Below are 26,217 nucleotides of genomic sequence, written 5' to 3' on the forward strand. Positions count from 1 at the left end.
AAACTATATTTTGCCATGAAAAAACCGACCTCCCAATAGTTAGATTTTTGGTCTAACTTTTGGGGGTCGGTTCATTTTAACCTCTTTTGGTGTTATTCTTATCGACATCGTAATCTTTTAAAAGTTCGATGAAATCTATCAACATTTTACGTTGCTCAACGGAAAGTGAAGAAACAAGCGGTAAAAGTTGGTTTGAAAAGAAGTAGTCGTTTCCGGATGCACGATCAGATGAGTTGTCAATAAGCATATCAACAGTGACACCCAACGCTTGAGCGACACTGTAGTATTTATCTAAACTTCCTGCTGATCTGCCGTTTTCAAGAGCGGACAAATGATTGGCACTGATGTCTGCAAGTTCGGCTAATTCTTCTTGTGTTTTGTTGATTGAAAGTCTGTAATGTTTTATTCTGCCGCCAACAGTTTTATAGTCGAAAGTCAAACAAAACACCACCTTTAAAATATTATTATATATTTTATCATATTTTTTTACCTATTTTAACAAAGGATACTTGTGATTTTTACAAGTATAGTGTGAGAAATATACAAGAGATTATACATATAGGAGGAATTTATTATGGGGTATTGGACTATATTAATATTTTGCAGTGTAGTATTGGCAGTGCTGATAACTATAACTTGGTATTCGGTTAAGAAACAAAATGACAGAAGTGAACTTGGTTGTGAGATAGGTGTAATAGTTGCAATTTCTTTTACGGTGTTTGCGTTGGTGCTTGACATACCGAGCGCGATTATGGGCGGTAAGAAAATTTATGTTGATGAATTTCCTCCGACTGTTACTCTGCAATATTTTCAATTTGTTAAAACAGAAAGTGAATATCTTATTTCTTTTAAAAATTTTAACTCTGATAAGTATGAAAAAAATGCGAAATATTGCATTTCATACACAGCACTTACGAAGAATGTGCTTAATATAGAAAAGGTGGACAAATAAAAAGCGTAGCATTTTTCAGCTACGCTTAATTTTTTGTTAGATTTCTTCAATAATAGGCAATATCATAGGACTGCGTTTTGTCTGTTCGTAAATATATTTTGCGACAGACGCTTTCATTGAACTCTTTAGAGTTGACCAATCCATATTACGTTTGCCAAGACAATCCGAAATGCTTTCGCCGGCAACGTGTTTAACGCCCTCGATAAGCGATTCGGCCTCGCGTACATACACGAAACCTCTTGAAATAACATCAGGTTTTGAAACGATTTCTTTACTGTCGTGTGATATTGTAACAACGACGATAATAAGACCGTCCTGTGAAAGATGTTTTCTGTCACGAAGTACGATATTTCCGACATCGCCGACTCCAAGACCGTCGACAAGTATTTTACCTGCCGGAACAGTGCCTGCGATTTTTGCGGTTTTTGAGTCAAGTTCAAGCACCTGACCGTTTGAAAGTACAAAACTGTTCTTTTCCGGTATACCTACTTTTTGCGCAAGTTCCTTGTGAAGAACAAGATGGCGGTGTTCGCCGTGTACAGGAATAAAGAATTTCGGCTTTGTAAGTGCAAGAATAAGTTTTAATTCCTCTTGACAAGCGTGTCCCGAAACGTGTACTTCCGCAAGTGATTTATAAATTACTTCCGCACCTATTTTAAACAATTCGTTTACGACATTTGAAACCGACTTTTCATTACCCGGAATAGGTGTTGCACTGATTATAATAAGGTCGTCCTTTGTGACCTCGACTTTTCTGTGGTCAGAAAAAGCCATTCTTGTCAGGGCACTCATCGGCTCGCCCTGTGAGCCTGTTGTAATAATAACTACTTGGTTCGGTCTGTATTTTTTTATGTTGTCAATATTGATAAGTACGCCTTCTGGTACTTTCATATATCCGAGAAGAATTGATATTTCAACGATATTTTCCATACTTCTTCCCGAAACTGCTACTTTACGTCCGTTTTTAGCGGCAGCGTCGATAATTTGCTGCACTCTGTGCACGTTTGACGCGAAAGTAGCGACTATAATACGTTTATTACAGCCTTTGAAAATCTGTTCAAATTTTTCACCGACACTTCTTTCACTCATTGCATATCCCGGTCGTTCAACATTTGTACTGTCAGAAAGAACGGCAAGAACTCCTTCTTTTCCGAGTTCACCGAGTCTTGCAAGGTCAATCATATCTCCGACGATTGGAGTAGTATCAATTTTAAAGTCACCCATATGAATAACCGTTCCGACAGGTGTTTTGATTGCAAGAGCAGCAGAGTCTGCAATAGAATGGTTGGTGCGGACAAACTCAACAGAGAAGTTTTGTCCCGCATTAATTACGTTTCCGTACTTTGCACGAACAAGCTTTACGCTTGATAAAAGATTGTGTTCCTTTAATTTATGTTCGACAAGACCGATTGTAAGTCTTGTACCGTAAACAGGAACGTTGATAGCCTTTAGGAAATAAGGCAATCCGCCGATATGGTCCTCGTGACCGTGAGTAAGAAAAATTCCCTTGATTTTTGACCAGTTCTTTTCAAGATAGGTAATATCGTTTATTACCATATCTACACCTGGCATATCATCATCAGGGAAAGCCATACCGCAATCTACCATTATAATTTCGTTTCCGTACTCAAGGGCGGTTAAATTTTTTCCGATTTCATCAAGTCCGCCTAATGGTATGATTTTCAGTTTTTTAGCTTTTGCCACAATTTTACCTCCGTTATTTAATTTTTTCCGACCATTATTACAACAATATTATTATACCACATTTGTCTGACGATAGTCAACATAAATATGGCTACTTGATAAATTAAAGTGTTATAATATAATATGAGAGTATAAATACTGAGTATGTCGACAAAATGTCGACAGCTTAAAAAATTACATCTGTGATGTAATTTATGATTTTTAATGTGGTTAGTACCTCAAACTTTCAAGAACAAAACAGATAAAAACATTCATAAACAATCATTAGAATGTACAATATAACTAAAAGTCAGCGAAATATGTGCAACATATACAATTATTTTGTATATAATTTGTGAATGAATTTGATTGACAATGAGCGAACTTGATTGTATAATACAAATAGAAACAGTCAAAAACGTTCAAACGATAAAAGGAGGCGAGAGAATGTTACTTGAAGAAAGACTTGATGAGATAGTAAAGATAGTAAACGAAAGAGGAAGTATATCTAATCAAGAATTGGTCAAGATGTTTGGTGCATCTGAATCGACAATCAGACGAGATATAACAACTCTTGCCAATGATAACAGAGTTATACGAGTACATGGCGGTGCAATGTCGGTTGTATCGGGCGGAGGAATGGAAGATTCGGAAGTCAGTGCAAGACGTATTCAAAACAGTGATGAAAAAATTAAAATCGCAAAATATGCGGCGTCACTGATAAATGAAGGCGACCTTGTATATATTGACGCAGGAACTACCACTGAATATATGATTGAGTATATAACCGCCAAGGACGCAACTTTTGTTACAAACGCTTTATCTCACGCAGTCGGTCTTGCGAGAAAAGGCTTTAAAGTATATATAATCGGCGGACTTATCAAATCGGTGACAGAGGCGATTATAGATTCCGAGGCGATTATATCACTCTCAAAATACAATTTCACAAAAGGCTTTTTCGGAACTAACGGACTGAGCAGTGACAGAGGGTTCACAACTCCCGATGTCAGAGAGGCGGATATTAAAAATTTTGCGATGAGAAGATGTGCAAAGAAATTTGTACTTTGCGATTCGTCAAAATTCAATAAAATATCAAAAGCAACTTTTGCGGCTGGCAGTGACATAACCGTAATAACGGATAAGATAACGGAAAATATTAAAGGATATAATATAAAGGAGGCTGCTCAATTATGATTTATACCATAACATTCAATCCCGCATTGGATTATATAATGGTTGTTCCGTCTTGCAGAAGCGGTGAAGTAAACCGGACGGAATCCGAAAAGATTATGGCAGGCGGAAAAGGTATTAATGTTTCAATTGTGCTGAACAATATGGGTGTCGAAAATACGGCACTTGGCTTTATATCCGGTTTTACGGGCGGTGCGATTGAAAATATACTTGCCGATATGAATTGTAAAACCGATTTTATAAAGCTTGACAACGGTTTTTCGAGGATTAACGTGAAAATAAAATCAGACGCCGAAACAGAAATAAACGGTCAGGGTCCTGATATTTCAGACGGTGCGGTAAAGAAACTTTACGAAAAACTTGACAGTTTGAATGACGGCGATACGTTGGTACTTGCCGGAAGTATTCCGTCATCGCTTTCCGATTCGATTTACTGCGAAATTATGGACTACCTTAAAGATAAAAAATTAAATATAGTCGTTGACGCAACAAAGGACTTGCTTGTGAATGTTCTTAAGTATAAACCGTTTTTGGTAAAACCTAATAATCACGAAATAGGTGAAATATTCGGTGTTGAACTTAAGACGAGAAGTGAAGTTGTTCCGTATGCAAAGAAAATGCAGGAAATGGGTGCGAAGAATGTACTTGTTTCAATGGCAGGCGAGGGTGCGGTGTTCGTTGGTGAAAACGGAGAAGTGTACGAAAGTGAGGCACCTAAAGGTAAATTAGTGAACTCAACGGGAGCAGGCGATTCAATGGTTGCCGGTTTCCTTGCGGGATATATGGAAAAGCAGGATTTTATGTATGCACTTAAAATGGGATTATCGGCAGGCAGTGCAAGTGCATTTTCGGAAAATCTTGCGACCAAAGAAGAAATTTTAAATGTATTTAAAACAATATGAGGAGGTAAAAATTATGCGTATCACAGACTTACTTTCAAAAGAGAGTATCAGACTTGACGGAGTTTCAAGCACAAAAAAAGAAACCATTCGTGCAATGGCAGACCTTATGGAAAAGAGCGGAAAAATATCAGATAAGAATGCTTATGTAGAAGGTTTGATAAAAAGAGAGGAAGAAAGTACGACGGCAGTCGGCGAGGGTATCGCAATTCCTCATTATAAAGGCAGTGCGGTGACAAAACCCGGACTTGCGGCAATGGTAATCAAAAACGGTACTGATTTTGATTCGATAGATGGTGAGCCGGTAAAGCTTATATTTGCAATCGCCGCACCTGATACAAAAGAAAATGTACACCTTGACGTATTGAGTAAACTTTCCGTTTTGCTTATGGACGAAGATTTTTCAAAAAAACTTATTAATGCAAAATCGGTAGAGGAATTTATTTCAATTATAGATGACGCGGAAACTGCAAAAGATAATGCTGAATCAGAACAGGTTACTACATCTGATAAGAAAATACTTGCAGTAACTGGATGTCCGACAGGTATAGCTCATACTTATATGGCTGCTGAGGGACTTCAAAAAGCGGCAGAAAAAGCAGGTTGTGCGATTAAAGTTGAAACAAGAGGTTCGGGCGGTGCAAAGAATGTTCTTACCGAATCTGAAATCGCAGAGGCTGATTGCATAATCGTTGCGGCAGATACAAAAGTTCCTATGGAACGTTTTAACGGTAAAAAGGTAATCGTTACACAGGTAAGTGACGGTATTTCAAAGGCTGATGAACTTATCGCAAAGGCACTTGGCGGAAATGTTCCGATATTTACCTCAAATGAAAGTGATGAGGGTGATTCGGCTAAGTCGGATAATAAAGAGGGCATCGGTCACAGAATTTATAAGCACCTTATGAGCGGTGTTTCGCATATGTTGCCGTTCGTTATAGGCGGCGGTATTCTAATTGCTATCGCATTCTTGCTTGACGACTTTACTATTGATCCGTCAAACTTCGGTATGAATACACCGATTGCGGCATTCTTTAAAACAGTCGGCGGTGTCGCATTCGGTTTGATGTTGCCTGTTCTTGCAGGATTTATCGCATACTCTATTGCGGACAGACCAGGTCTTGCAGTCGGTTTTGTAGGCGGTATGCTTGCCTCAACGGGTAACAGTATATTAGAATTTACAAACAGCTACTCAGGCGGAATTAACGGCTATCTTGCAAACACAGTATTCAATTCATCAGGTACAACTGTTTCGGGATTTTTGGGAGCACTTGTTGCCGGTTTTGTTGCAGGATATATTGTACTGTTGCTGAAAAAGATATTCTCAAAACTTCCTGAAAGTCTTGAGGGAATTAAACCGACATTGTTGTATCCTGTACTTGGCGTATTTATTATGGGTGCATTGATGTTGTTCGTATTCAATCCGATTATCGGTGTTATAAACGACGCACTTGCAAACCTACTAAACAGTATGGGTTCAGTATCAAAAGTTATTCTTGGTATTGTTCTCGGAGGTATGATGGCTATTGATATGGGCGGTCCTATAAATAAGGCGGCATATGTATTCGGTACAATGTCAATCGCAAACGGCAACTATGATATAATGGCGGCTGTTATGGTTGGCGGTATGGTACCACCTATCGGTATTGCACTTGCAACAACATTCTTTAAAAATCGTTTTTCAAAATCGGAACGTCAGTCGGGTATTACAAACTATGTTATGGGCTTGGCATTCATCACAGAGGGTGCAATTCCGTTTGCGGCAGCAGATCCACTGCACGTAATACCGGCAACAGCAGTCGGTGCGGCAGTAGCAGGTGCATTGTCAATGGTATTCGGATGTACATTGATGGCTCCTCACGGCGGTATATTCGTATTCCCTGTTGTAGGTAACTGGCCTATGTACTTGGTAGCATTAGCGGCAGGTTCGGTTATTACAATGTTTATGCTTGCACTTTTAAAGAAACCTGTATACAAAGAAAATTAATATATAAAGGAGATAAGTATTATGAAAGAATTTAACTACACAATCACAGATCCACAAGGTATTCACGCTCGTCCTGCAGGTGTGCTTGTAAAAGAGGCGGCAAAATATCAGTCAACAATCACTCTTGAAAAAGACGGTAAGACAGGTGACGCAAAGAGAATATTTGCTGTAATGGGTTTGGCGGCAAAGTGCGGTAATACACTTAACGTAAAAGTTGAAGGCCCGGACGAGGACGAAGCTGCAAAGGCTTTGGAAGAATTTTTTAAGGCAAATCTATAATATTAAAAATGGTGTTGCGAAAGCAACACCATTTTTTTGTCTATATGTGAAATTTTTTTGATAATGTCAAAACAAGTTCTTTGCCGTCATATAACACAAGAGTTATAAAAGAAATTATGCTCAGTGCAATACATATAACCGACGGAATAAGAATTTTTGTGACACCTGTTATGCACAATATAAACGGTGCAAGTCCGAAAAATATACATATCACAAATGAGAACACATAATCGGGCATTTTAATTTTTAAAATCTTTGTTGCCACGAACAATCCGAGCATTGCCCATGAAAATATTATCGGTATAACGTAATCGACCGACCAGCCGTGCCAACCTGTAAATTTGTCCCATATTACGCACAATATTGATATTATAACAGCCTCTGCGGCAATATTCTGCGATAAGACTTGGCGTTTTTTAATACATATATTTGTCGTAAGCCAGAAGCATATTACACCGAAAAGTACAAACAACGACCAATGACCGCTTTGGGGAAGAAGTATGTTTACGGCAATGCTTATTATCGAAAGTGACGAAGTGACAAGAATTGCAAATTTAAAAATCTTTTCATATTTTTCGTAAAATGATTGTACTTTCGGAAATTCGTAAGGTGTACTTTCGCCTGTCAGCTTGTTTTGGCACAGCGGACAACGCTCAAATTCACCACGCACATCAATTTTACATTTATCACAATGTTTCATTTAATCATTCCTTTCATCGTCGTGTATGTTGGAAGTCAGTTCAACGTTAATACCCCTTGAAGTCAATTCACGAAAAAACCTCATTTCGATATCCGAACTGATGAATTGAGAAGTAAATCCCAAAGTCAGCTTACCGTCAAACGAGCAAGAACATAATTGAAGTTTGTCGGTGCTGATATACACGTTAAAGCATTTTATAAACTTATTCATATTTTCGGGCATTTTAACTATTCCTATATTTGAAAAAGTTGCCGTGACGGATCTGCCCGACATTCTGTATGCTATTCTCAAAAAGAAATCTTTCACGACAAGCGGTACAATTCTTGTTATGACATTGTGTTCAACAGCTGAATATGTGTCGATAGTGCCGAGAAGTTTTTCGGCTTTCAGCTTGCTTTTTAATTGAGTGTTTATAACGTCAACCATTGTTTCAAAATCCTCACCGTGCTTTTTTATGTCATACTGAATATATGTCAGACAGAAAAAGTTTCTTGCCGAAACGGATGGGAAGAAGTTGCGAAGATTTACCGGTATCAGTATTGTAATCGGTTTCTTGCCTTTTGAACGTACAGGCATTTCGTCTATGATTGATTTTATAAGTACCGCAGACAAAAACGCAGTTAAAGTTGCATTGTATTTGTGAGATTCTTCAAGTACTTTCTTTACGTCAACCATACCGTTTATGACTTTTAATTTGTCGTCGGGATATTTTCGTCCTACAATTTTGTATGCAACAGGGTTATTTTCTTGCTTTGAAGAAATTTTGCCGGAATAGTATTTTGAAAAACTGTCATCACTTTTTTGTGTGCTTGATGCGTCATAATCAACTCCGCTGTCTTCAACATTTTCCGCAAGTGTAAGGTAGTTTGATACAAGTGTTTTAAGAAAATTCATCGCACCTGTGCCGTCTGTCAAAACGTGAAAAACTTCGAGATTTATTCTGTTTCTGTAGTAAGTCACTTCAAATAAAAGCTTGTGATTGTTCCTCTGGTATATAAGCGAACATGGGATTTTATATTCTTCGCGTACAATCGGTTTTATATCCGATTCCTCAAGGTAATACCAAAAAAGTCCACGCCTTAATATACTTTTGAAAATATCAAATTCCTCCAATGTATCTTCAGTGGCTTTTTGCAAAAGGCCTTTGTTTACTGTTTTGTATAATTCGCAGGAAAATCTGAATACCTGCGTATCTTTTTTGGACTGCGCCGCCGGAAATATCTTGGCGGCATTGTCAAGTTTATTCCATTCACTTTTCATAAATGTAACCTCATTTCTTATGTCTGTTTTATTATATCACAGTTCAAAAATAATAAAAAGTGTTTTCGACAAAGGTTATCAAAATTTAACAAAGGAAATTTATTACAAATAATAGAAATATAAAAAGATAACATTTATATACAGGAGGAAGAAAATATGGAGTTAATGTTAATGGGCAGGTACAGATTGCTGATTATAAAAATTTTCGGCGAACTTGACCAGCATAAAGCGTCGTCAGTAAGAGAAAATGCGGACAGGGAACTTGGCAGAACGGGGGCGGTTAATGTCGCGTTTAATTTTGAAAATGTGACTTTTATGGACTCGTCTGGTATCGGCGTTATTATGGGACGATACAAGACGGTTACGGCACTCGGCGGAAAGGTTATCATATACGGTGCGTCTGATGCGGTGAACAGACTGATTGAAATGTCGGGTATAAAGAGTATCGTAACGGTAGCCGACAACCTTGAAAACGGTGTAAAGGAGGCGGGCATTGATGTACAGTAACATTATGGAAATAAAATTTCCGAACAAAAGCGATAACGAAAGATTTGCAAGGACGGTTGCGGCGGCATTTGTGCTTGAACTCGATCCGACAGTAGACCAAATTTCAGAAATAAAAACGGCTGTTTCGGAGGCGGTTACAAATGCGATAATTCACGGATATGATGAAAAAGACGGAATTGTAACGATGTCCGGAAGTATAGAGGACGATACGGTGACTTTTTCCGTATCGGATGACGGAGTGGGTATACCGGATATTTCAAGAGCGAGAGAACCGCTTTTCACAGGTAAACCCGAAATGGAACGCAGCGGAATGGGTTTTACGATAATGGAAACGTTTATGGACAGTATTGAAGTCCAAAGTGAAGTCGGAAAAGGCACACGCATTACTATGACAAAAAAGTTAAAGTAGGTGATGTGTTATGCGAGATAATACTGCTTTGATTGAACGCGTGCGAGAGGGGGACAAGCAGGCAGAAAACAGAATGGTGGAAGAAAATATGGGCCTTGTATACAGTATTGCAAGACGATTTTTAAATCGCGGATATGATGCGGAAGATTTGACGCAAATCGGCGCGATAGGACTTATAAAGGCCGTAAAGAAATTCAATCCCGAATTTAACGTACAATTTTCTACATACGCAGTACCGATGATAACAGGTGAAATAAAACGTTTTTTGCGTGATGACGGTGCCGTTAAAATAAGCAGAACGTTAAAGGAAAATGCAATGAAAGGCTGGCGGTGTGAAGAACTGTTAAGACGAAAATTGAACAGACAGCCGACAATAAACGAAATTTCAAAAGAAAGCGGAATTGATGCCGAAAGTCTTATCGAGGCGTTTGAGGCGGCAACACCGCCCGAAAGTATTTATGAAAGTGTTTACGATAACGGCGATAAAGAAATTCGCTTGCTTGATACAATTACCGGTGAAGAAATTGAGGACGGAGTTATAAATAAAGTTATGATTGACGATATTTTGAGCCGTCTTACAGAACGTGAAAAAGAAATAATTCTGCTTAGATATTTCAGAGGCAAAACACAATCTGAGATTGCCAAGATAATTGGAGTGTCGCAGGTGCAGATTTCAAGAATTGAGAAAAAAGCAATAGAACGTATAAGAGGAGAAATGCCATAGAAAAACGCACTCTGTAAAGAGTGCGTTTTTTATATTTTAGCGTCTGTCTGCCGGTGTTGTTGCAGTCGGTGTGTCTGTTGAAACAGGTGCGACAGTTGCAATGGGTGTATCGGTTGTGGTCGGTGTATCAGTTGAGGTTGGTGTACCTGTAACTGTAGGAACATCTGTCGGTGTCGGTGACGCAACCGGTTTTGTCAAAACGATTTGAGATACAAGTGAAATCGGTTGACTTCCTATGTTCCATACGAATGCTTTCAGCATTTGTGAATCATCGTGTGCGCTTACAGAAACAGGTTCTGTGTACGGAACAGCTTTTAAGCCTATAAGAATGTTATTTTCGTCAAATTCGGCTACATACAAAATAGGTGTATCTGTTGTTTCAAGTTTTTTGTCAACAGATATAGTATAAGTTCCGTCATCTTTAGGTGTGATTTTCGATTCGTATGCTATAACAGGTTTCGGTACTTCCGTAACGTTAGGTGTTTCTGTAGGAACAGGTGATGCTGTAACGTTAGGTGTTTCTGTAGGAACAGGTGATGCTGTGACGGTCGGTGTTTCTGTAACAATCGGTGTTTCGGTTGGTTTAGGTGCAGTTATAATTGTTATAAATGACTCAACTCCATTCATTAAATTTGTAGTATACTCGGCACACAAATTACCGTCTTTGACTGTGAGACCGAACAAATACGTTTTTGAAATGTCGGGAATTTCCGTATATTCATATATTTCTTTTGCTATATTTGTTTTTGTGTCAAATTCAAAAACTTTATTCGGTGAGTTAAAATACAATTTTCCGCTAAAAGCAACAGTAACATTAAAATGTGATGAATATGCAGATTTATTATCACCGTATACGCACCAATAATATTTTGAAGTATCTTTATAAACTGGTGTAAAAGTATTTGTCGATAAATCTAAAGCGGAAAGCTCATTTTTATCATTGAAACAATAGATTTTTTCATCTATAAAACTTACAGGTCCTGATACGTTATGAATAATTGAATCTTTATAAGTGTCGTCTTCTGCTGTTATAACCGGTTCACCATACCAAGTGTTTACGTTCCAAGTGCGGTGAATATCTTGTTCTTCAACATATAATCCGCCGTTTGAATTTGATACCGAAGAGGCTGAAACAGCTTTCAATTCTTCATCGCTCAAAAGAAAATATGTGTGATTTGCAAGTGATGATAAATTCGGTGTAGGGTCATCTGAAGTTAAATCTAAGTTATACCATTTACCGTCTACTTTTACTTTGTTCCACATATGATTGCACGCATCACTCGGAACTGTTGTACATTCTATTTCAAAATATTTATTCATAATATACATAAATAAATATGAATATCCTTGGCAAACGCATTTTTTATCTCTTACTGTTGTGTAAAGATTGCGGTTTTGATAAGACATATCATATTCATAATGAGATGTGATATAATCATGAACAAAAAGCACTTTTTCAAGCTCTGTTGCGTCTTTCGGAACAGATGATACAATTTCGTTGCATTCATCATCAATCAATTTTTAAGCTACCTTTATTTCGTCTTTTTCCATAGTGAAAGGGTCTTTGATTATTATTTCCGAAATTGTCTGACCGTCTGCTGATTTATAAGAAAATTGACGTAAATTGACATAAAATAATTCAGGATGCTCATATTGTATTGCTTTAGGTAAAGAATCAATAAGTTCTTGAATGTTACCCAAAGGAATGTTGTATTTTTGAATATCAGATTCCGTTTTTAGGTTATTTAAGTCTGAAATAATATCTTCAACCGCCGATTTTTCATTTTCGGAAATTTTAACCGAAGTATCGGCGAACATTGTAATTTCATCATTATTAAAATATCCGCTGTAAGTGTCCTCCGCTATTGCGATTGACGGCGTTATAAGTACTGTCATTATAAGCAAGCATATAAATTTTTTTATGTTTTTCATGATACCATCTCCTAAAAATAACTTTTTATATAATATATTATATAACTGATTATACAAAAAGTCAATAAAAACACAAAGCAAGTACAAGTATTATGTAGAAATTGCACAAATAAATGAATATAATTTAGCATTTTGCACATTGTTCTGTGCGTAGAATTAAATTAAAATTAGTCTTGACAAACTTTTTTAGGTGTGTTACAATATTTACAACGAGCAAAGGTGTTTCGTCCTCATAGGATAGAAGCACCTTTTTTGCATATTAGGACGATTTATATATTATATAGTATTGAAATTAGAAAGGAAAGTTCGTTATGTTGACAAAACAAGATATTTTCGATTTGGTTGAAGAAGAGGACGTAAGATTTATTCGTCTGCAATTTACGGATATGCTTGGAACAATGCGTAATCTTGCGATTACAACTTCAAGACTTGAGGACGCACTTGATAATCTTTGTATGTTTGACGGTTCGTCAATTATGGGATTTGTCGGTGTTGAGGAAAGTGATTTATATTTACATCCCGACTTTGACACATTTGAAATTTTCCCTTGGCGACCGCATCAAGGAAAGGTCGCAAGACTTATATGCGATGTTTATAAGCCTGACGGTACACGTCTTGAAAGTGACCCGAGATATATTCTGCAAACGGTTATTAAAGAAGCGGAAGAAATGGGTTACAAATTTAATGTGGGACCTGAATGTGAATTCTTCCTATTTAATACGGACGAACGCGGTAATCCAACGACAGAGCCGCATGACAATGCGGGTTATTTTGACTTGGCACCGCTTGATAACGGCGAAAACTGCCGCCGTGAAATATGTCTTACGCTTGAAGATATGGGATATAAAATCGAGGCGTCACATCACGAAATGGCACCGGGTCAGCACGAGATTACATTCAGATATGACGACGCATTAAAAACCGCGGACAGAATTGTTACATTCAGAACTGTTGTAAAAACTATTGCAAAACGTAACGGACTTCACGCAACATTTATGCCGAAACCTATTGCGGGAGTAAGCGGTAGCGGAATGCACCTTACAATGTCGCTTGAAAAGGACGGTAAAAATGTTTTCTATAATGAAAATGATCCGTCAAAGCTTTCCGATACGGCACATAAATTTACGGCAGGATTATTAAAATATACACCGGATATGGCGTGCTTTACAAATCCAACGGTAAATTCATATAAGAGATTTATACCGGGATATGAGGCACCTTGCTATATTTCTTGGTCGGAAAGCAACAGAAGTTTGCTTGTAAGAGTACCGTCATCGAAAAAGCCCGGTGACGCAAGAATTGAACTTCGTTCACCCGATCCGACAGCTAATCCGTATCTTGCACTTGCGGCTTGCCTTAAAGCCGGTTTGAAAGGCATAAAAGATAATGAAACACTTCCGCCGAGTATTGATGTTAATATCTACAATCTTTCGGATAAAGAACGTGAGGCACTCGGAGTCAAGAGCTTGCCGATAAGTCTTAACGAGGCGATTAAAATTGCAAGAAAGTCCGAATTTATCAGCGAATTGCTTGGTGATAAATTTGCGTCAAGCTATTTTGAAGCTAAGGAAGAAGAATACGGAGAATATCGTCGTACCATAAATCAGTGGGAAATTGAAAAATATTTAATTGCTTATTAATTAAAAACAATTTCCTAAAAAGGAGGGACGGCGGTGGACAGAGTAGTATTGGCTTTTTCAAAAGACGAAACAGCCGACAAAATAAAAATGATGCTTGACGGCAGCGGCTATGATGTTTACACTGTCTGTCACTCAAAAGCAGAACTTTTAAGAACTGTATCCGATATGGACGAAGTGCTTATAATTATGGGATATAAACTTCCCGACGGAACTGTCGATGATGTTTATGACGATCTTATGGAAGGTCAGAAACTTATGAGCATAGTCAAAGCCGAAAGGCAGAGCAGTATATATAATCAAGATATTTTTGTTGTAACACTTCCTTTGAACAGACAGCTTTTAATAAATTCCGTAGAAACTTTTGTCGGAATTATCGAAAGAAGAAAGCACAGAGCAAAACGTACACCGGAAGAAGAAAAGATAATTCGTGATGCAAAAGCATATCTTATGGAAACACACAGAATGTCGGAGGAACAGGCACATCGATTTATACAAAAAAGAAGTATGGATACAGGTGCGAAGTTTATTGATACGGCAAGAATGATTTTAAATATTTAATGGAGATGAAGTAAATGCAGACATTTAAGTTTTCAAAAATGCACGGTGCAGGAAACGATTACATATATGTAAATTGTTTTAAGGAGAAAGTCGAGAATATAAACGAAACGGCTAAAGCCGTAAGTGACAGACATTTCGGTATCGGTTCGGACGGACTTGTTTTGATATGCCCGTCTGATGTGGCTGATTTCAGAATGGATATGTACAACAGTGACGGCTCACAAGCTGAAATGTGCGGAAACGCAACGCGTTGTGTCGGTAAGTATGTGTACGACAGAGGTCTTACAGACAAGACACAGATTACTCTTGAAACGTTGGCGGGTATAAAAATTCTTGACCTAAATGTTAAAGACGGCGAAGTGCAGACTGTTCGCGTAAATATGGGCAGTCCGGAACTTGTTCCGAAAAATATTCCGATTGACTCAAATCTTGACAGATTTATAAGTGAAGATGTTGAAGTTGACGGAAAGGTCTATAAAGTTACAGGCGTGTCAATGGGTAATCCTCATGCGGTTACATTTATTGACGATACGGACAGTCTTGAAATAGAAAAAATCGGACCTAAGTTTGAAACGCATAAATTGTTCCCAAAGAAAATCAATACAGAATTTGCACAGATAGTTGACAGAAACACTATAAAAATGCGTGTTTGGGAACGCGGTGCAGGTGAAACACTTGCCTGCGGTACAGGTGCTTGTGCAACAATGGTTGCGGCAAATTTAAACGGTCTTGTTGATGATGAGGCTGACCTTGTACTTTTGGGCGGTACACTTCATATTAAGTGGGATAAAAATGAAAATAAAGTATATATGACAGGTCCGGCAAAGTTTGTATTTGACGGAACAATAACTATATAAGAGCCTGTCGACAAAATGTCGACAGCTCCAAACTGATAAATTTGAACATAGAACAGAAAGGAACAAATAAAAATGGCAAAGGTAAATGACAATTATTTAAAACTACCGGGAAGTTACTTATTCTCAACAGTCGCAAAAAAGGCGGCTGCATATACAGAGGCAAATCCAGACAAAGAAGTTATCAAGATGAGCATAGGCGACGTTACAAAGCCGTTGGCTCCTGCGGTAATTGAGGCAATGCACAAGGCAGTTGACGAAATGGGTACGGCAGAGGGATTTCACGGCTACGGTCCTGAGCAAGGTTATGATTTCTTGAGAAACAAGATTGTTGAAAAGGATTATGCGGCAAGAGGTATTGACGTAAAGGCTGATGAAATATTCGTTTCAGACGGTGCAAAATCAGACTGCGGAAATATCGGAGATATTTTCTCTGTTGACAATAAAGTTGCAGTTTGCGATCCTGTTTATCCTGTATACGTTGATACGAATGCTATGGCAGGCAGAGCAGGTGACTTTACAGACGGTAAATGGAATAATCTTGTATATATGCCTTGCAAGGAAGAAAACGGATTTATGCCGCAACTTCCGGAAGAAAAGGTTGATATAATTTATCTTTGTTTCCCAAATAACCCAATCGGTGTTGCGGCAACAAGGGAACAGCTTAAACCGTGGGTTGAATATGCAAAGAAGAATGATGCGGTTATTCTTTATGACAGTGCGTATGAGGCATTTATTACAGACCCTGACGTACCGCACAGCATTTATGAAATTGAGGGCGCAAAAGAAGTTGCGATTGAATTCAGAAGTTTTTCAAAGACAGCCGGATTTACGGGTACAAGATGTGCATACACTGTTGTACCGCACGAATTAAAGGTTGACGGAGTTGAACTTAACGGATTGTGGAACAGACGTCAATGCACAAAGTTTAACGGTGTACCGTATGTAATTCAACGTGCGGCAGAGGCTGTTTATACAGACGAGGGATATAAACAGACAAGAGAGGCTGTTGCATATTATCTTGAAAATGCGAAAATTATCCGCGAATCGCTTACAGAGGCAGGCTTTACGGTTTACGGCGGTGTGAATGCTCCGTACATCTGGGCAAAGACACCGAACGGTATGAAATCATGGGATTTCTTTGACAAATTACTTGAAGAAACAGGCGTTGTAACAACACCGGGTTCGGGTTTTGGACCGAGCGGTGAGGGATACGTAAGATTTACAGCATTCTCAACTAAGGAAAATACCATAAAAGCAATGGAAAAAATCAAAGCAATTTTGTAAAATATTTAGTAGACAAAACAAAAATAATGTGCTATAATAAGTTTACACAGGATAACAAAATAATTTTTTGACGAAACAAAGGCGTTTCGATCGGTACATATCAATTTATGGATTGGTATGTTCTGATTGAAACGTCTTTTTTGTTCGGCGGAATACAGCGAAAGGATTGAAAAAAATGGAGTATAATGGATTACCCGAAAAACAGGGCCTTTATGACCCGCAATTTGAGCATGATGCCTGCGGAATCGGTTTTATTGCAAATATCAAAGGAAAAACTTCTCACGGCATTATTAATCAGGCAATTCAGATATTGAAAAACCTTGCACACAGAGGCGGTGTCGGCAGTGAGCCTGATACAGGTGACGGTGCCGGTATTTTAATTCAAATGCCTCATGCCTTCATGAAAAAGGTTTGTAAGAATGAAGGGATTAAGCTACCTAAAAAGGGTGATTACGGCGTTGGTATGCTGTTTTTATCGCCGGATAAGGATACAAGAGAAGAAAGTCTTGAAAGACTTACAAAGATTATTGGCGGTGAAAAGCAGAAACTTCTCGGTATAAGAGAAGTGCCTGTTTATGACGTATGTATCGGTAACAGTGCCAGAGAGGCAATGCCGCATATCGTGCAGGTGTTTATCGGCAAAGGTGACGAAAGCCTTGATGCAGATTCATTTGAAAGAAAGCTATATATTATCGGCAAGCTTGCAGAAAAGGAAATCAGAAAGAGCGGTCTTGACAACTATTTCTATTTCGCATCACTATCTGCAAGAACTGTTGTATATAAAGGTATGCTTACACCTGACCAAGTTAATGAATTTTACCTTGACCTTAAAGATGTGGATATGGAAACGGCAATCGCACTTGTGCACTCACGTTTCTCAACCAACACATTCCCGTCTTGGGAAAGAGCGCATCCGAACAGATACATTATCCATAACGGCGAAATTAACACTATCCGCGGTAATGTAAACTGGGTTAAGGCAAGAGAAAGAATGTTCGCAACACCTGAATTTGAGGGTGATATGGATAAGATTTTACCTGTTATCAATGAGGACGGTTCTGACTCCGCAATGCTTGATAACTATTTGCAGTTCCTACATCTTTCGGGATTCTCACTTCCGAGAGCCGTAATGATGACAATTCCTGAACCTTGGGAAAATAATGCGGATATGGACCCTGCAATGAAAGCATTTTATGAGTATCACTCATGTATCACAGAGCCTTGGGACGGCCCTGCGGCTGTTGCATTTACAGACGGACGTTATGTCGGTGCAACGCTTGACAGAAACGGTCTGAGACCTGCTCGTTACTACTTGACCTCTGACGATATGATTATTCTTTCATCGGAAGTCGGTGTAACAGATGTTGACGAGTCTACTATTATAAAGAAAGAACGTCTGCATCCGGGTAAAATGCTCCTTATCGATACAGAAAAGGGCAAGATTATTTCAGACGAAGAAATCAAAAAGGAAGAGGCACTTCACAAGCCATATGCAGAGTGGGTAAAGAAAACCCTTGTTGAGCTTGACAATCTTCCTCTTAATACAGGTAAAAAGGGCGATACATGGCACGATTTGGTGCATAAATTAAAGGACAACGCAAAAGGCAATGTCAACGAACATTTGCTTTTGAAGAACTTTATCGTTCTTGAAAATATGTTTGTAAATCGCGAAAACAGTGTGGACAAACTTTCATTGCTTACACGTCAAAAGGCATTCGGCTATACTTGGGAGGACGTTAACACAACAATTAAATCAATCGTTGAAAAGGCTGACGATCCAATCGGTGCAATGGGTGCGGATATTCCGCTTGCGGTATTGTCGGAAAAACCGCAGCTTTTGTATAACTACTTCAAACAACTGTTTGCACAGGTAACAAACCCTCCTATTGACGCAATTCGTGAGCAGATTGTTACTTCAACATACACACTTTTTGGTTGTGAACAAAACCTTTTGACATCATCTGAATTGAACTGTCGTAAGGTCAGAGCATTAAGCCCTATTTTAACAAACAAAGAACTTGAAAAATTAAGAAACATTGACCTTGAAGGATTTAAGTCAATAACAATTCCGTCATTGTTTAACGTAAAACAGGAAAACGATATGGAAACCGCCATGGATACAATATTCGAGGCGGCTGATATAGCAATCGAAAACGGATACAACATAATCATACTTTCGGATAAGGGAGTAGATAAGGATAAAGCACCTATTCCTGCACTTCTTGTTGCATCCGGACTTCATCATCACCTTATCAGAAAAGGTACAAGAATGAAAGTATCTATCGTTCTTGAATCGGGTGAGCCGAGAGAAGTACACCATTTTGCATGTCTTGTAGGTTACGGCGTGAACGGTATCAATCCGTATATGGCATATGAGGCTATTAAGGAGCTTTCGGACGAAAAACTTCTTGAATATTCATATGAGGACGGCGTAAAGAGATTTAACAAGGCTTGTACAAAGGGTATTGTTAAGATTATGTCTAAAATGGGTATCTCAACAATTCAGTCATATCAAGGCGCACAGATATTTGAAGCACTTGGTATATCGGAAAGCGTTGTAAACAAATACTTTACAGGTACAACAACAAGAATAGGCGGAATGGGTATTGAGCATATCCAAAAGGAAGTGCTTTTAAGACACGCAGAGGCTTTTGATAAAGTAAACGGTAAAAAGGCACTTAAAACAGGCGGTGACTATAAGTGGAGAGCAAAGGGCGAATACCATATGTTCAACCCTGAGTCAATCTACAAATTACAAATGGCTTGCCGTACAGGTAACTACAAGCTTTATAAAGAATATGCAAAGGAAATGGACGAACATCAGCAACATCAATGCACAATTCGCGGTATGCTTGATATTAAGACGATTGATAAGCCAATCGCAATAGATCAGGTTGAAAGCGTGGAAAGCATTGTTAAGCGTTTCAAGACCGGTGCTATGTCATACGGTTCGATTTCACAGGAAGCACACGAATGTCTTGCAATTGCCATGAACAGACTTGGCGGTAAGTCAAACAGCGGTGAGGGCGGTGAAAACCCTGAAAGATATATTCCTGATGAAAACGGTGACAGCCGCAGCAGTGCTATTAAGCAAGTTGCATCGGGACGTTTCGGTGTTCATATTCACTACTTGCAGAATGCAAAAGAAATTCAGATTAAAATGGCACAAGGTGCTAAACCGGGTGAGGGCGGACATCTTCCGGGCGGTAAAGTATATCCTTGGATTGCAAAGGCAAGACATTCAACTCCGGGTGTTGGCTTGATTTCGCCACCTCCGCATCACGATATATATTCAATCGAAGATTTGGCACAGCTAATTCATGACCTTAAAAATGCAAACCGTGACGCAAGAGTAACAGTTAAACTTGTTTCTGAAGCAGGTGTCGGTACTATTGCAGTCGGTGTTGCAAAGGGCAGAGCAGATGTTATTTTGGTATCGGGCTATGACGGCGGTACAGGTGCCGCACCAAAGACAAGTGTACGTCACGCAGGTTTGCCTTGGGAACTTGGCGTTGCCGAAACACATCAGGCACTTTTGATGAACAATCTAAGAAACAGAGTTGTAATCGAAACAGACGGTAAACTTTTGACAGGTCGTGACGTTGCGGTAGCGGCACTTTTGGGAGCAGAGGAATTTGGTTTTGCGACAGGTCCGCTAATCTCAATCGGTTGTGTAATGATGAGAGTATGTAACCTTGATACTTGTCCTGTCGGTGTTGCCACACAAAATCCTAAATTGAGAAAGCGTTTCTGCGGTAAGCCTGAATTTGTTGAAAACTTTATGCGTTTTATCGCACAGGATTTGAGAGAGTGGATGGCTAAAATCGGTGTTAAGACTGTTGACGAAATGATTGGTCACGTTGAAAGACTCAGCCAAAAGACTGTTTCGGGTAACTGGAAAGCAAAAGAAGTAGATTTGTCATCACTATTGTATCAACCGAAAATCTGTTCAAACGATTATGAGAGATACCATAATGAAATGCAGGATCACGAGCTTTACAAAACTCTTGATATGAACACATTATTGAAACTTTGCGAACCGGCGATTAAAGACGGTAAGAAGATTGAGGCAAAACTTGAAATCACAAATATCAATCGTGTAACAGGTACAATTCTTTCATCTGAAATCGCAAGAGCACACGGAGAGGAAGGACTTCCTGAAGACAGCATTAAATTGAACTTTGTCGGAAGTGCAGGTCAGAGTTTCGGTGCATTCTTGGCACCGGGCGTTACAATGAAACTTGAGGGTGACAGTAACGACTATATCGGTAAAGGTCTTTCCGGCGGTAAGATAATTGTTGTACCGCGTAAAGAGGCTAAATTTGTTCCGAGTGAAAACGTTATTATCGGTAATGTTGCATTCTACGGTGCTATTAAAGGTGAGGCATATATCAGAGGTACGGCAGGCGAACGTTTCTGCGTAAGAAATTCGGGTATGACTGCGGTTGTCGAGGGTATCGGCGACCATGGCTGTGAATATATGACAGGCGGTTGCGTTGCCGTAATCGGTAAGACAGGCAGAAACTTTGCGGCAGGTATGTCCGGCGGTATTGCATATGTATATAACAAGGACGGTTCACTTGACAAAAACTGTAACAAGGAACTTGTGGGACTTGAAACATTGTCAGACAAGGATATTGCAAAGCTAAAGGAAATGCTTGAAAATCACGTTAAATATACGGGCAGTGACGTTGCGGAAAATATGCTTAATAACTGGTCGGAAGAAGTAAAGAATTTTGTTAAGGTAATTCCGAACGACTATAAGAAAGTTATAACTGTTCTTGATGAAGAACTTGAAAAGGGAACAGACAGAGATGAGGCAATGCTTATTGCATTTGAAAATGTAACGGGCAAAAAAGTAGAAATAGCGTAATAAGTTTGATATATCGTTCGGGCTTATACAGTCCGAACGGTAACTCTTACAGAAAGGATTTAAAATCATGGGAAAACCAACAGGATTTTTAGAATATCAAAGACAACTTCCTAAGGACAGACCTCCAAAGGAAAGAATGAAAGATTGGGACGAATTCCATACACATTTTGACCTTGCTCAGTTGCAGCTTCAAGGTGCAAGATGTATGGACTGCGGTGTACCGTTTTGTCACACAGGTAAGCAAATCGGAAGAACGTCAATCGGCTGTCCTTTAAATAACCTTATACCGGAATGGAACGACCTTGTATACAGAGGTGATATGGACGAGGCATACAGACGTCTTTCGCTTACAAACAACTTCCCTGAATTTACAGGCAGAGTATGTCCGGCACTTTGCGAGGGCTCTTGTACACTCGGTATGCACGACCCTGCCGTTACGATTAGAAATATTGAGTGCCATATTATAGATACAATGTTTGCGGAGAATAAAGTAAAGCCGAGATTACCTGAAAAGTCAACTGAAAAACGTGTTGCGGTAGTCGGCAGCGGCCCGTCGGGATTGGCTTGTGCAGATCAGCTTAATCAAATGGGTCACAGAGTTACTGTATTTGAAAGAGCCGACAGAGCGGGCGGACTTTTGATGTACGGTATTCCGAATATGAAACTTGACAAGAAAGTCGTAAACCGCAGAGTTGAACTTATGGAAAAAGAGGGCGTTGTATTTAAACTTGACACTGAAATCGGTAAAAATTATCCGGCTGTTAAACTTGTAAATGAATTTGACGCGGTTGTACTTTGCACAGGTTCGACAAAACCGAGAATGCTTACTTGCGAAGGTGCGGACTTAAAGGGTGTACATTATGCGGTTGATTTCCTAAAGGCTAATACAAAGAGTTTGCTTGACTCAAATCTTGAAGACAGAATGTTCATAAGTGCCGAAGGCAAAAACGTAATTGTTGTCGGCGGCGGTGATACGGGTACAGACTGCGTGGGTACATCAATCAGACATGGCTGCAAAAGCGTTACACAGCTTGAAATTATGCCTGAACTTTCAGAGGAAAGAATGCCGAATAATCCGTGGCCGGAGTGGCCGAGAATCAAAAAGACCGATTACGGTCAGGAGGAGGCTATCGAGCTTTACGGCAAAGACCCAAGAGAGTATCTTACAACGGTTACAAAAATCGAGGGTGACGATATGGGCAATGTAAAGGCTGTTCATACCGTTGAGGTTGATTGGTCAACAGGTGCTCCTGTTCCTGTTAAGGGTACTGAACAGGTAAGACCTTGCGAACTTGTTCTTATTGCAATGGGATTTTTAGGACCTGAACAGGAACTTTTAAAACAGCTTACTCTTGATGTTGACGGAAGAAGCAACATTCTTGCCAAGGAAGAGGACCACAAGACAAGTCTTAGAGGCGTGTTTGCGGCAGGTGACTGTCGCAGAGGTCAGAGTCTTGTTGTATGGGCAATCAGAGAGGGCAGACAGGCGGCTGACGCAGTGGATAAATTCTTGATGAAATAAGTAATATGCGACAACAGACAAAATTCTTGCGATTTTGTCTGTTTTTTAATGCGTTTTTTAAAATACACAGGTTTTTCACTTGAAATTCCCTATAGAAAATGGTAAAATAAAATTAATACATATATAGAGAGAATGTCGACATAATGTCGACAGCTCCCAAAATCATATCGTATGATGTAATTTTTGAGTGTTTAAAGTAGACAAAACCGAAACGGTTTTATCTAATATGATAGAATGGAATGAAAGCTATGAATAAGCTAAGAAAATTCAACAGTAAATATATGTTTCTGATTCTTGTGTTTATTATTTGTTTTATTGGTTTGTTTGTGTATCTAAAAGGAGATATGTACAAATGCGAAATACTTTCGGAAGATGAATTTGCAACTTTGAAGACGTGGACCGTTGAAAAAGATAATTCAAAAGTGATTTTACCTTATGGGTTTAAATATACGGGAGAACCGATTGTATTGACGAAGAAGATTGACAAAGCAAATGTGTTTGATGATTCGCAGTATTTAATGGTTATGTCGAGGTATTTTGATTATACCGTTTACGTGGATGACACAAAGCTTTTTGATTTGACCACTCCTCAAAACGGTTTTTCAAAAACTATGGGTACACAGATTAGAATTGTCAGAATCGGAAAAGATTTAAATGAAAAAACGATAAAATTGGAAATACGACCTCTTTTGGGAGATCATATACAGTATTCCGTTGCGCCTATGATGATAGGCAACAGGTCGGATATAGTATGGCATATATTAAAATCCGAGCAGTCGGAAGTTATTACAGCTGTATTAATTATAATATTCGGTTTTGTACTATTGCTGTTGGCAATAATAATACGGTGCAGTGAGTATGAGGATGACGAGAGCAGTAAAATGTTTTACCTTGGTATGATTTCCGTGATATGCGGAATATATCTTGCCTGTCAGTTTAAAGTGTCGCATATTATTGCACCTAACGGGTATCTGCCGTATTATTTTGAATTTACGTCATTAATGCTTATCAGTGTAGCTGTATCGTTATTTATACAAACTAACGTGGATGGCGTTATTAAAAAATTGTATACCTCAATGTCATGCATATTTGTTTTGAATGTGCTCGTACAGACGTTTTTGAATTTTGTATTAAAAATCGATTATAAGATGATGTTGTTTGTAACGCATATTCTTATCGGCTTATTCGGGATATTGATTTTATCAACAATGATTATTTTTCACAAAAAGAAGAGTATACAATATATGTTGATATCAATTATGTTCCCGATTGTAGGAAGTATTATTGATATAGTGAGATTGTATCGGATCAGCGATGACAAAACGATATATTTCTTCTCAATGGGTTTGTATATATTTGTATTAATGCAGGTAACACGGACGATACGACAGTATCTGGCAAAAAGCAGAAGTCACCTTAAAGCGGAGGTTTACGAACATCTTGCATTTACGGACGGACTTACCGAGCTTAACAACAGACTGTCTTTTGAAAACGATATAAACGAATGTATCGGCAACAACAGACCGGCTTGTATATCTATTGATTTAAACAATCTTAAACGTGCTAACGATACAATGGGACACAGTGCCGGAGATGTTCTTATAAGAGGTATTGCGACAGTACTTCGTGAGGCAGTCGGAAATGAAGGTAAGATATACAGAATCGGCGGCGATGAATTTGTAGTGTTGATTCACGACATTACCGATGACGGCATAGAAAAAGTGCTTAAACGCATTGAGAAGTGCAGAGTAAAATACAATGAAGAAAATAATGTGAATTTGGATTTTGCAAGGGGTGTATCGTTGTATACGGAGGGTGATACGACTTTTGAAAATCTTGTCGCAAGAGCCGATGCGGAAATGTACAGAGATAAACGTCTTACAAAGAAAGGACGCAGGGATGATTATGAGTGATAAAAGACTTAAAGTCTGTTTAAGAGGAGCGGCAGTGTTTTTGGCGGTGTCGATAGTTTTTTGTATAGCTGTAATATGCGGAGTGAATATACAAAAAAGTAATATGGAAAAGCAACGCCTTGATACCGAAACCAAACTTGCGGAAATGCAAATGCCTACGTTTGCACCGCAGTCGACAGAAGAAGTTAAAAATGACGGTGACGGTGCAACAGGTGAAAGTAATGCAGTAAAGACGGCGGCTGATGCGTTGGGGATAGATGATGTTACAGTGGGTCAAAGTCAATCCGGAGCAGGTAAAAAGGTAATCGTACTTGACGCAGGACACGGTAAGTCATCATCTGAAATGACATCTGACGAAAAAACAGCCGAAGGTTATGAATATAACGAGTCAAAGGGAAATTGGGGCGAATGGCGACACTATAAAAACGGCACATTTGGCGAAAATTGTCATGGTAGCGGTTGTACAGGCTTGTCGCCCGAAAACGCGTCGTGTTGGTATTCAATGGGTAATGCCGACAGAGATACAGAACCGCAAATCAATCTTGACAATGCCTTGGCGGCACAAAAGTATCTTGAGCAAATGGGTTATGAAGTCCGTATGACGAGAACGTCAAACGAACAAAATCCGTCAATGGACAAGCGTGTATCGTATTGTTTCCCTAATAATGATACAACGTCAGCTCCCGACGCGGCGGCATATGTTTGTATCCACTCAAATGCAGGAGGCGGTCGGGGAACTTCATACATAGCTTTGGGTGCGGATTACGAACAGAAATTTATAGGCAGTGACTTTGTCGAAAAGTCCAATGAAATGGGTAATATCATAAATCAAAAAGTTGCGGCGGCAACTGGACTTTCGCAAAATTCACCTATAAATACACCTTATTTGATATTGTTCAATAAATGTCCTGTTCCGATTGCTTATATGGAAATCGGTTTTTATGACAGCTCCGATTTGTCGATATTACAGTCGTCAGGTGATGAAATTGGTAAGGCTATCGCTGAGGGCATAGATGAATTTTTGAAAAATAATTAAGCAAAAAATGT

22 protein-coding genes are annotated in these 26,217 nt (G+C 38.9%); 16 read left to right on the forward strand and 6 right to left on the reverse strand.

Going from position 1 to position 26,217, the window contains the following annotated elements; genetic code table 11:
- Nucleotides 1-76: 76 nt before the first annotated feature.
- Nucleotides 77-439 carry a helix-turn-helix domain-containing protein gene (locus LKE05_RS05390; RefSeq protein ID WP_308456181.1) on the reverse strand — a complete coding sequence of 121 codons (363 nt, stop codon included), beginning with the start codon at nucleotides 437-439 and terminating at the stop codon, nucleotides 77-79.
- A gap of 135 nt (nucleotides 440-574) precedes the next feature.
- Between LKE05_RS05390 and LKE05_RS05395 the strand changes: the two genes are divergently transcribed.
- Nucleotides 575-952, forward strand: a complete 378-nt coding sequence (locus LKE05_RS05395) for a hypothetical protein (protein ID WP_308456182.1) — start codon at nucleotides 575-577, stop codon at nucleotides 950-952.
- Nucleotides 953-988: 36 nt separating this feature from the next.
- On the opposite strand, the gene LKE05_RS05400 is transcribed toward LKE05_RS05395, so the two are convergent.
- Nucleotides 989-2,656, reverse strand: coding sequence for a ribonuclease J (locus tag LKE05_RS05400; RefSeq protein WP_022230167.1), 1,668 nt, complete (start codon nucleotides 2,654-2,656; stop codon nucleotides 989-991).
- Nucleotides 2,657-3,082: 426 nt separating this feature from the next.
- On the opposite strand from LKE05_RS05400, the gene LKE05_RS05405 reads away from it, so the two are divergent.
- From LKE05_RS05405 to LKE05_RS05420, 4 genes are read left to right on the forward strand one after another with little or no spacing between them, the layout of a single operon-like run.
- Nucleotides 3,083-3,829 (forward strand): DeoR/GlpR family DNA-binding transcription regulator, encoded by a 747-nt coding sequence (locus tag LKE05_RS05405; RefSeq protein ID WP_022230168.1) that lies wholly within the window; start codon nucleotides 3,083-3,085, stop codon nucleotides 3,827-3,829.
- A complete protein-coding gene (gene pfkB / locus LKE05_RS05410; protein ID WP_022230169.1) occupies nucleotides 3,826-4,728 on the forward strand; it encodes a 1-phosphofructokinase in 903 nt (300 codons plus the stop codon). Before LKE05_RS05405 ends, pfkB begins: the two co-directional genes overlap by 4 nt.
- A gap of 13 nt (nucleotides 4,729-4,741) precedes the next feature.
- Nucleotides 4,742-6,712 (forward strand): PTS fructose transporter subunit IIABC, encoded by a 1,971-nt coding sequence (locus LKE05_RS05415; protein ID WP_308456183.1) that lies wholly within the window; start codon nucleotides 4,742-4,744, stop codon nucleotides 6,710-6,712.
- Between the two features lie 21 nt (nucleotides 6,713-6,733).
- On the forward strand, nucleotides 6,734-6,991 hold the full coding sequence (locus LKE05_RS05420) for an HPr family phosphocarrier protein (protein ID WP_117964928.1): 258 nt from the start codon (nucleotides 6,734-6,736) through the stop codon (nucleotides 6,989-6,991).
- 40 nt (nucleotides 6,992-7,031) lie between these two features.
- Here LKE05_RS05420 and LKE05_RS05425 read toward each other — a convergent pair whose 3' ends face one another.
- A complete protein-coding gene (locus tag LKE05_RS05425) occupies nucleotides 7,032-7,691 on the reverse strand; it encodes a DUF6320 domain-containing protein (protein ID WP_308456184.1) in 660 nt (219 codons plus the stop codon).
- A complete protein-coding gene (locus LKE05_RS05430; protein ID WP_308456185.1) occupies nucleotides 7,692-8,951 on the reverse strand; it encodes a hypothetical protein in 1,260 nt (419 codons plus the stop codon).
- A 156-nt stretch (nucleotides 8,952-9,107) separates the two neighbouring features.
- On the opposite strand from LKE05_RS05430, the gene LKE05_RS05435 reads away from it, so the two are divergent.
- The 3 genes from LKE05_RS05435 to LKE05_RS05445 are packed head-to-tail and all read left to right on the forward strand — an operon-like array spanning nucleotide 9,108 to nucleotide 10,591.
- Complete coding sequence (locus LKE05_RS05435) at nucleotides 9,108-9,458, forward strand: STAS domain-containing protein (RefSeq protein ID WP_022230174.1); 351 nt, start codon at nucleotides 9,108-9,110, stop codon at nucleotides 9,456-9,458.
- Complete coding sequence (spoIIAB, locus tag LKE05_RS05440; protein ID WP_022230175.1) at nucleotides 9,448-9,867, forward strand: anti-sigma F factor; 420 nt, start codon at nucleotides 9,448-9,450, stop codon at nucleotides 9,865-9,867. Before LKE05_RS05435 ends, spoIIAB begins: the two co-directional genes overlap by 11 nt.
- Nucleotides 9,868-9,877: 10 nt before the next feature.
- Nucleotides 9,878-10,591, forward strand: coding sequence for a SigB/SigF/SigG family RNA polymerase sigma factor (locus tag LKE05_RS05445; protein ID WP_022230176.1), 714 nt, complete (start codon nucleotides 9,878-9,880; stop codon nucleotides 10,589-10,591).
- Between the two features lie 36 nt (nucleotides 10,592-10,627).
- Here the strand turns inward: LKE05_RS05445 and LKE05_RS05450 are convergent, their stop codons facing one another.
- Nucleotides 10,628-12,109: a transglutaminase domain-containing protein gene (locus LKE05_RS05450; RefSeq protein WP_308456186.1), complete on the reverse strand. Its 1,482-nt coding sequence runs from the start codon at nucleotides 12,107-12,109 to the stop codon at nucleotides 10,628-10,630.
- Between the two features lie 3 nt (nucleotides 12,110-12,112).
- Entirely contained in the window at nucleotides 12,113-12,523 is a 411-nt protein-coding gene (locus LKE05_RS05455; RefSeq protein WP_147513604.1) for a hypothetical protein, read from the reverse strand.
- 311 nt (nucleotides 12,524-12,834) lie between these two features.
- On the opposite strand from LKE05_RS05455, the gene glnA reads away from it, so the two are divergent.
- The 8 genes from glnA to LKE05_RS05495 all read left to right on the forward strand — a co-directional run bounded on the left by glnA (nucleotide 12,835) and on the right by LKE05_RS05495 (nucleotide 26,206).
- On the forward strand, nucleotides 12,835-14,163 hold the full coding sequence (glnA, locus tag LKE05_RS05460) for a type I glutamate--ammonia ligase (protein ID WP_147513605.1): 1,329 nt from the start codon (nucleotides 12,835-12,837) through the stop codon (nucleotides 14,161-14,163).
- A gap of 33 nt (nucleotides 14,164-14,196) precedes the next feature.
- Complete coding sequence (locus tag LKE05_RS05465; protein WP_147513606.1) at nucleotides 14,197-14,721, forward strand: ANTAR domain-containing response regulator; 525 nt, start codon at nucleotides 14,197-14,199, stop codon at nucleotides 14,719-14,721.
- Between the two features lie 14 nt (nucleotides 14,722-14,735).
- Nucleotides 14,736-15,578, forward strand: coding sequence for a diaminopimelate epimerase (gene dapF / locus LKE05_RS05470; RefSeq protein ID WP_022230180.1), 843 nt, complete (start codon nucleotides 14,736-14,738; stop codon nucleotides 15,576-15,578).
- A 72-nt stretch (nucleotides 15,579-15,650) separates the two neighbouring features.
- The gene (locus LKE05_RS05475) at nucleotides 15,651-16,862 is read left to right on the forward strand and encodes an LL-diaminopimelate aminotransferase (protein ID WP_117964912.1); all 1,212 of its coding nucleotides are present in this window, start codon (nucleotides 15,651-15,653) and stop codon (nucleotides 16,860-16,862) included.
- Between the two features lie 175 nt (nucleotides 16,863-17,037).
- Nucleotides 17,038-21,735 carry a glutamate synthase large subunit gene (gene gltB, locus LKE05_RS05480; protein WP_308456187.1) on the forward strand — a complete coding sequence of 1,566 codons (4,698 nt, stop codon included), beginning with the start codon at nucleotides 17,038-17,040 and terminating at the stop codon, nucleotides 21,733-21,735.
- Nucleotides 21,736-21,802: 67 nt separating this feature from the next.
- Nucleotides 21,803-23,257, forward strand: a complete 1,455-nt coding sequence (locus LKE05_RS05485) for a glutamate synthase subunit beta (RefSeq protein ID WP_117964906.1) — start codon at nucleotides 21,803-21,805, stop codon at nucleotides 23,255-23,257.
- A 239-nt stretch (nucleotides 23,258-23,496) separates the two neighbouring features.
- A complete protein-coding gene (locus LKE05_RS05490; RefSeq protein WP_308456188.1) occupies nucleotides 23,497-25,170 on the forward strand; it encodes a sensor domain-containing diguanylate cyclase in 1,674 nt (557 codons plus the stop codon).
- On the forward strand, nucleotides 25,163-26,206 hold the full coding sequence (locus LKE05_RS05495) for an N-acetylmuramoyl-L-alanine amidase (RefSeq protein ID WP_308456189.1): 1,044 nt from the start codon (nucleotides 25,163-25,165) through the stop codon (nucleotides 26,204-26,206). Before LKE05_RS05490 ends, LKE05_RS05495 begins: the two co-directional genes overlap by 8 nt.
- Nucleotides 26,207-26,217 lie beyond the last annotated feature (11 nt).

This window comes from Hominilimicola fabiformis, from assembly GCF_020687385.1.
GTDB classification, from domain to species: domain Bacteria; phylum Bacillota; class Clostridia; order UBA1381; family UBA1381; genus Hominilimicola; species Hominilimicola fabiformis.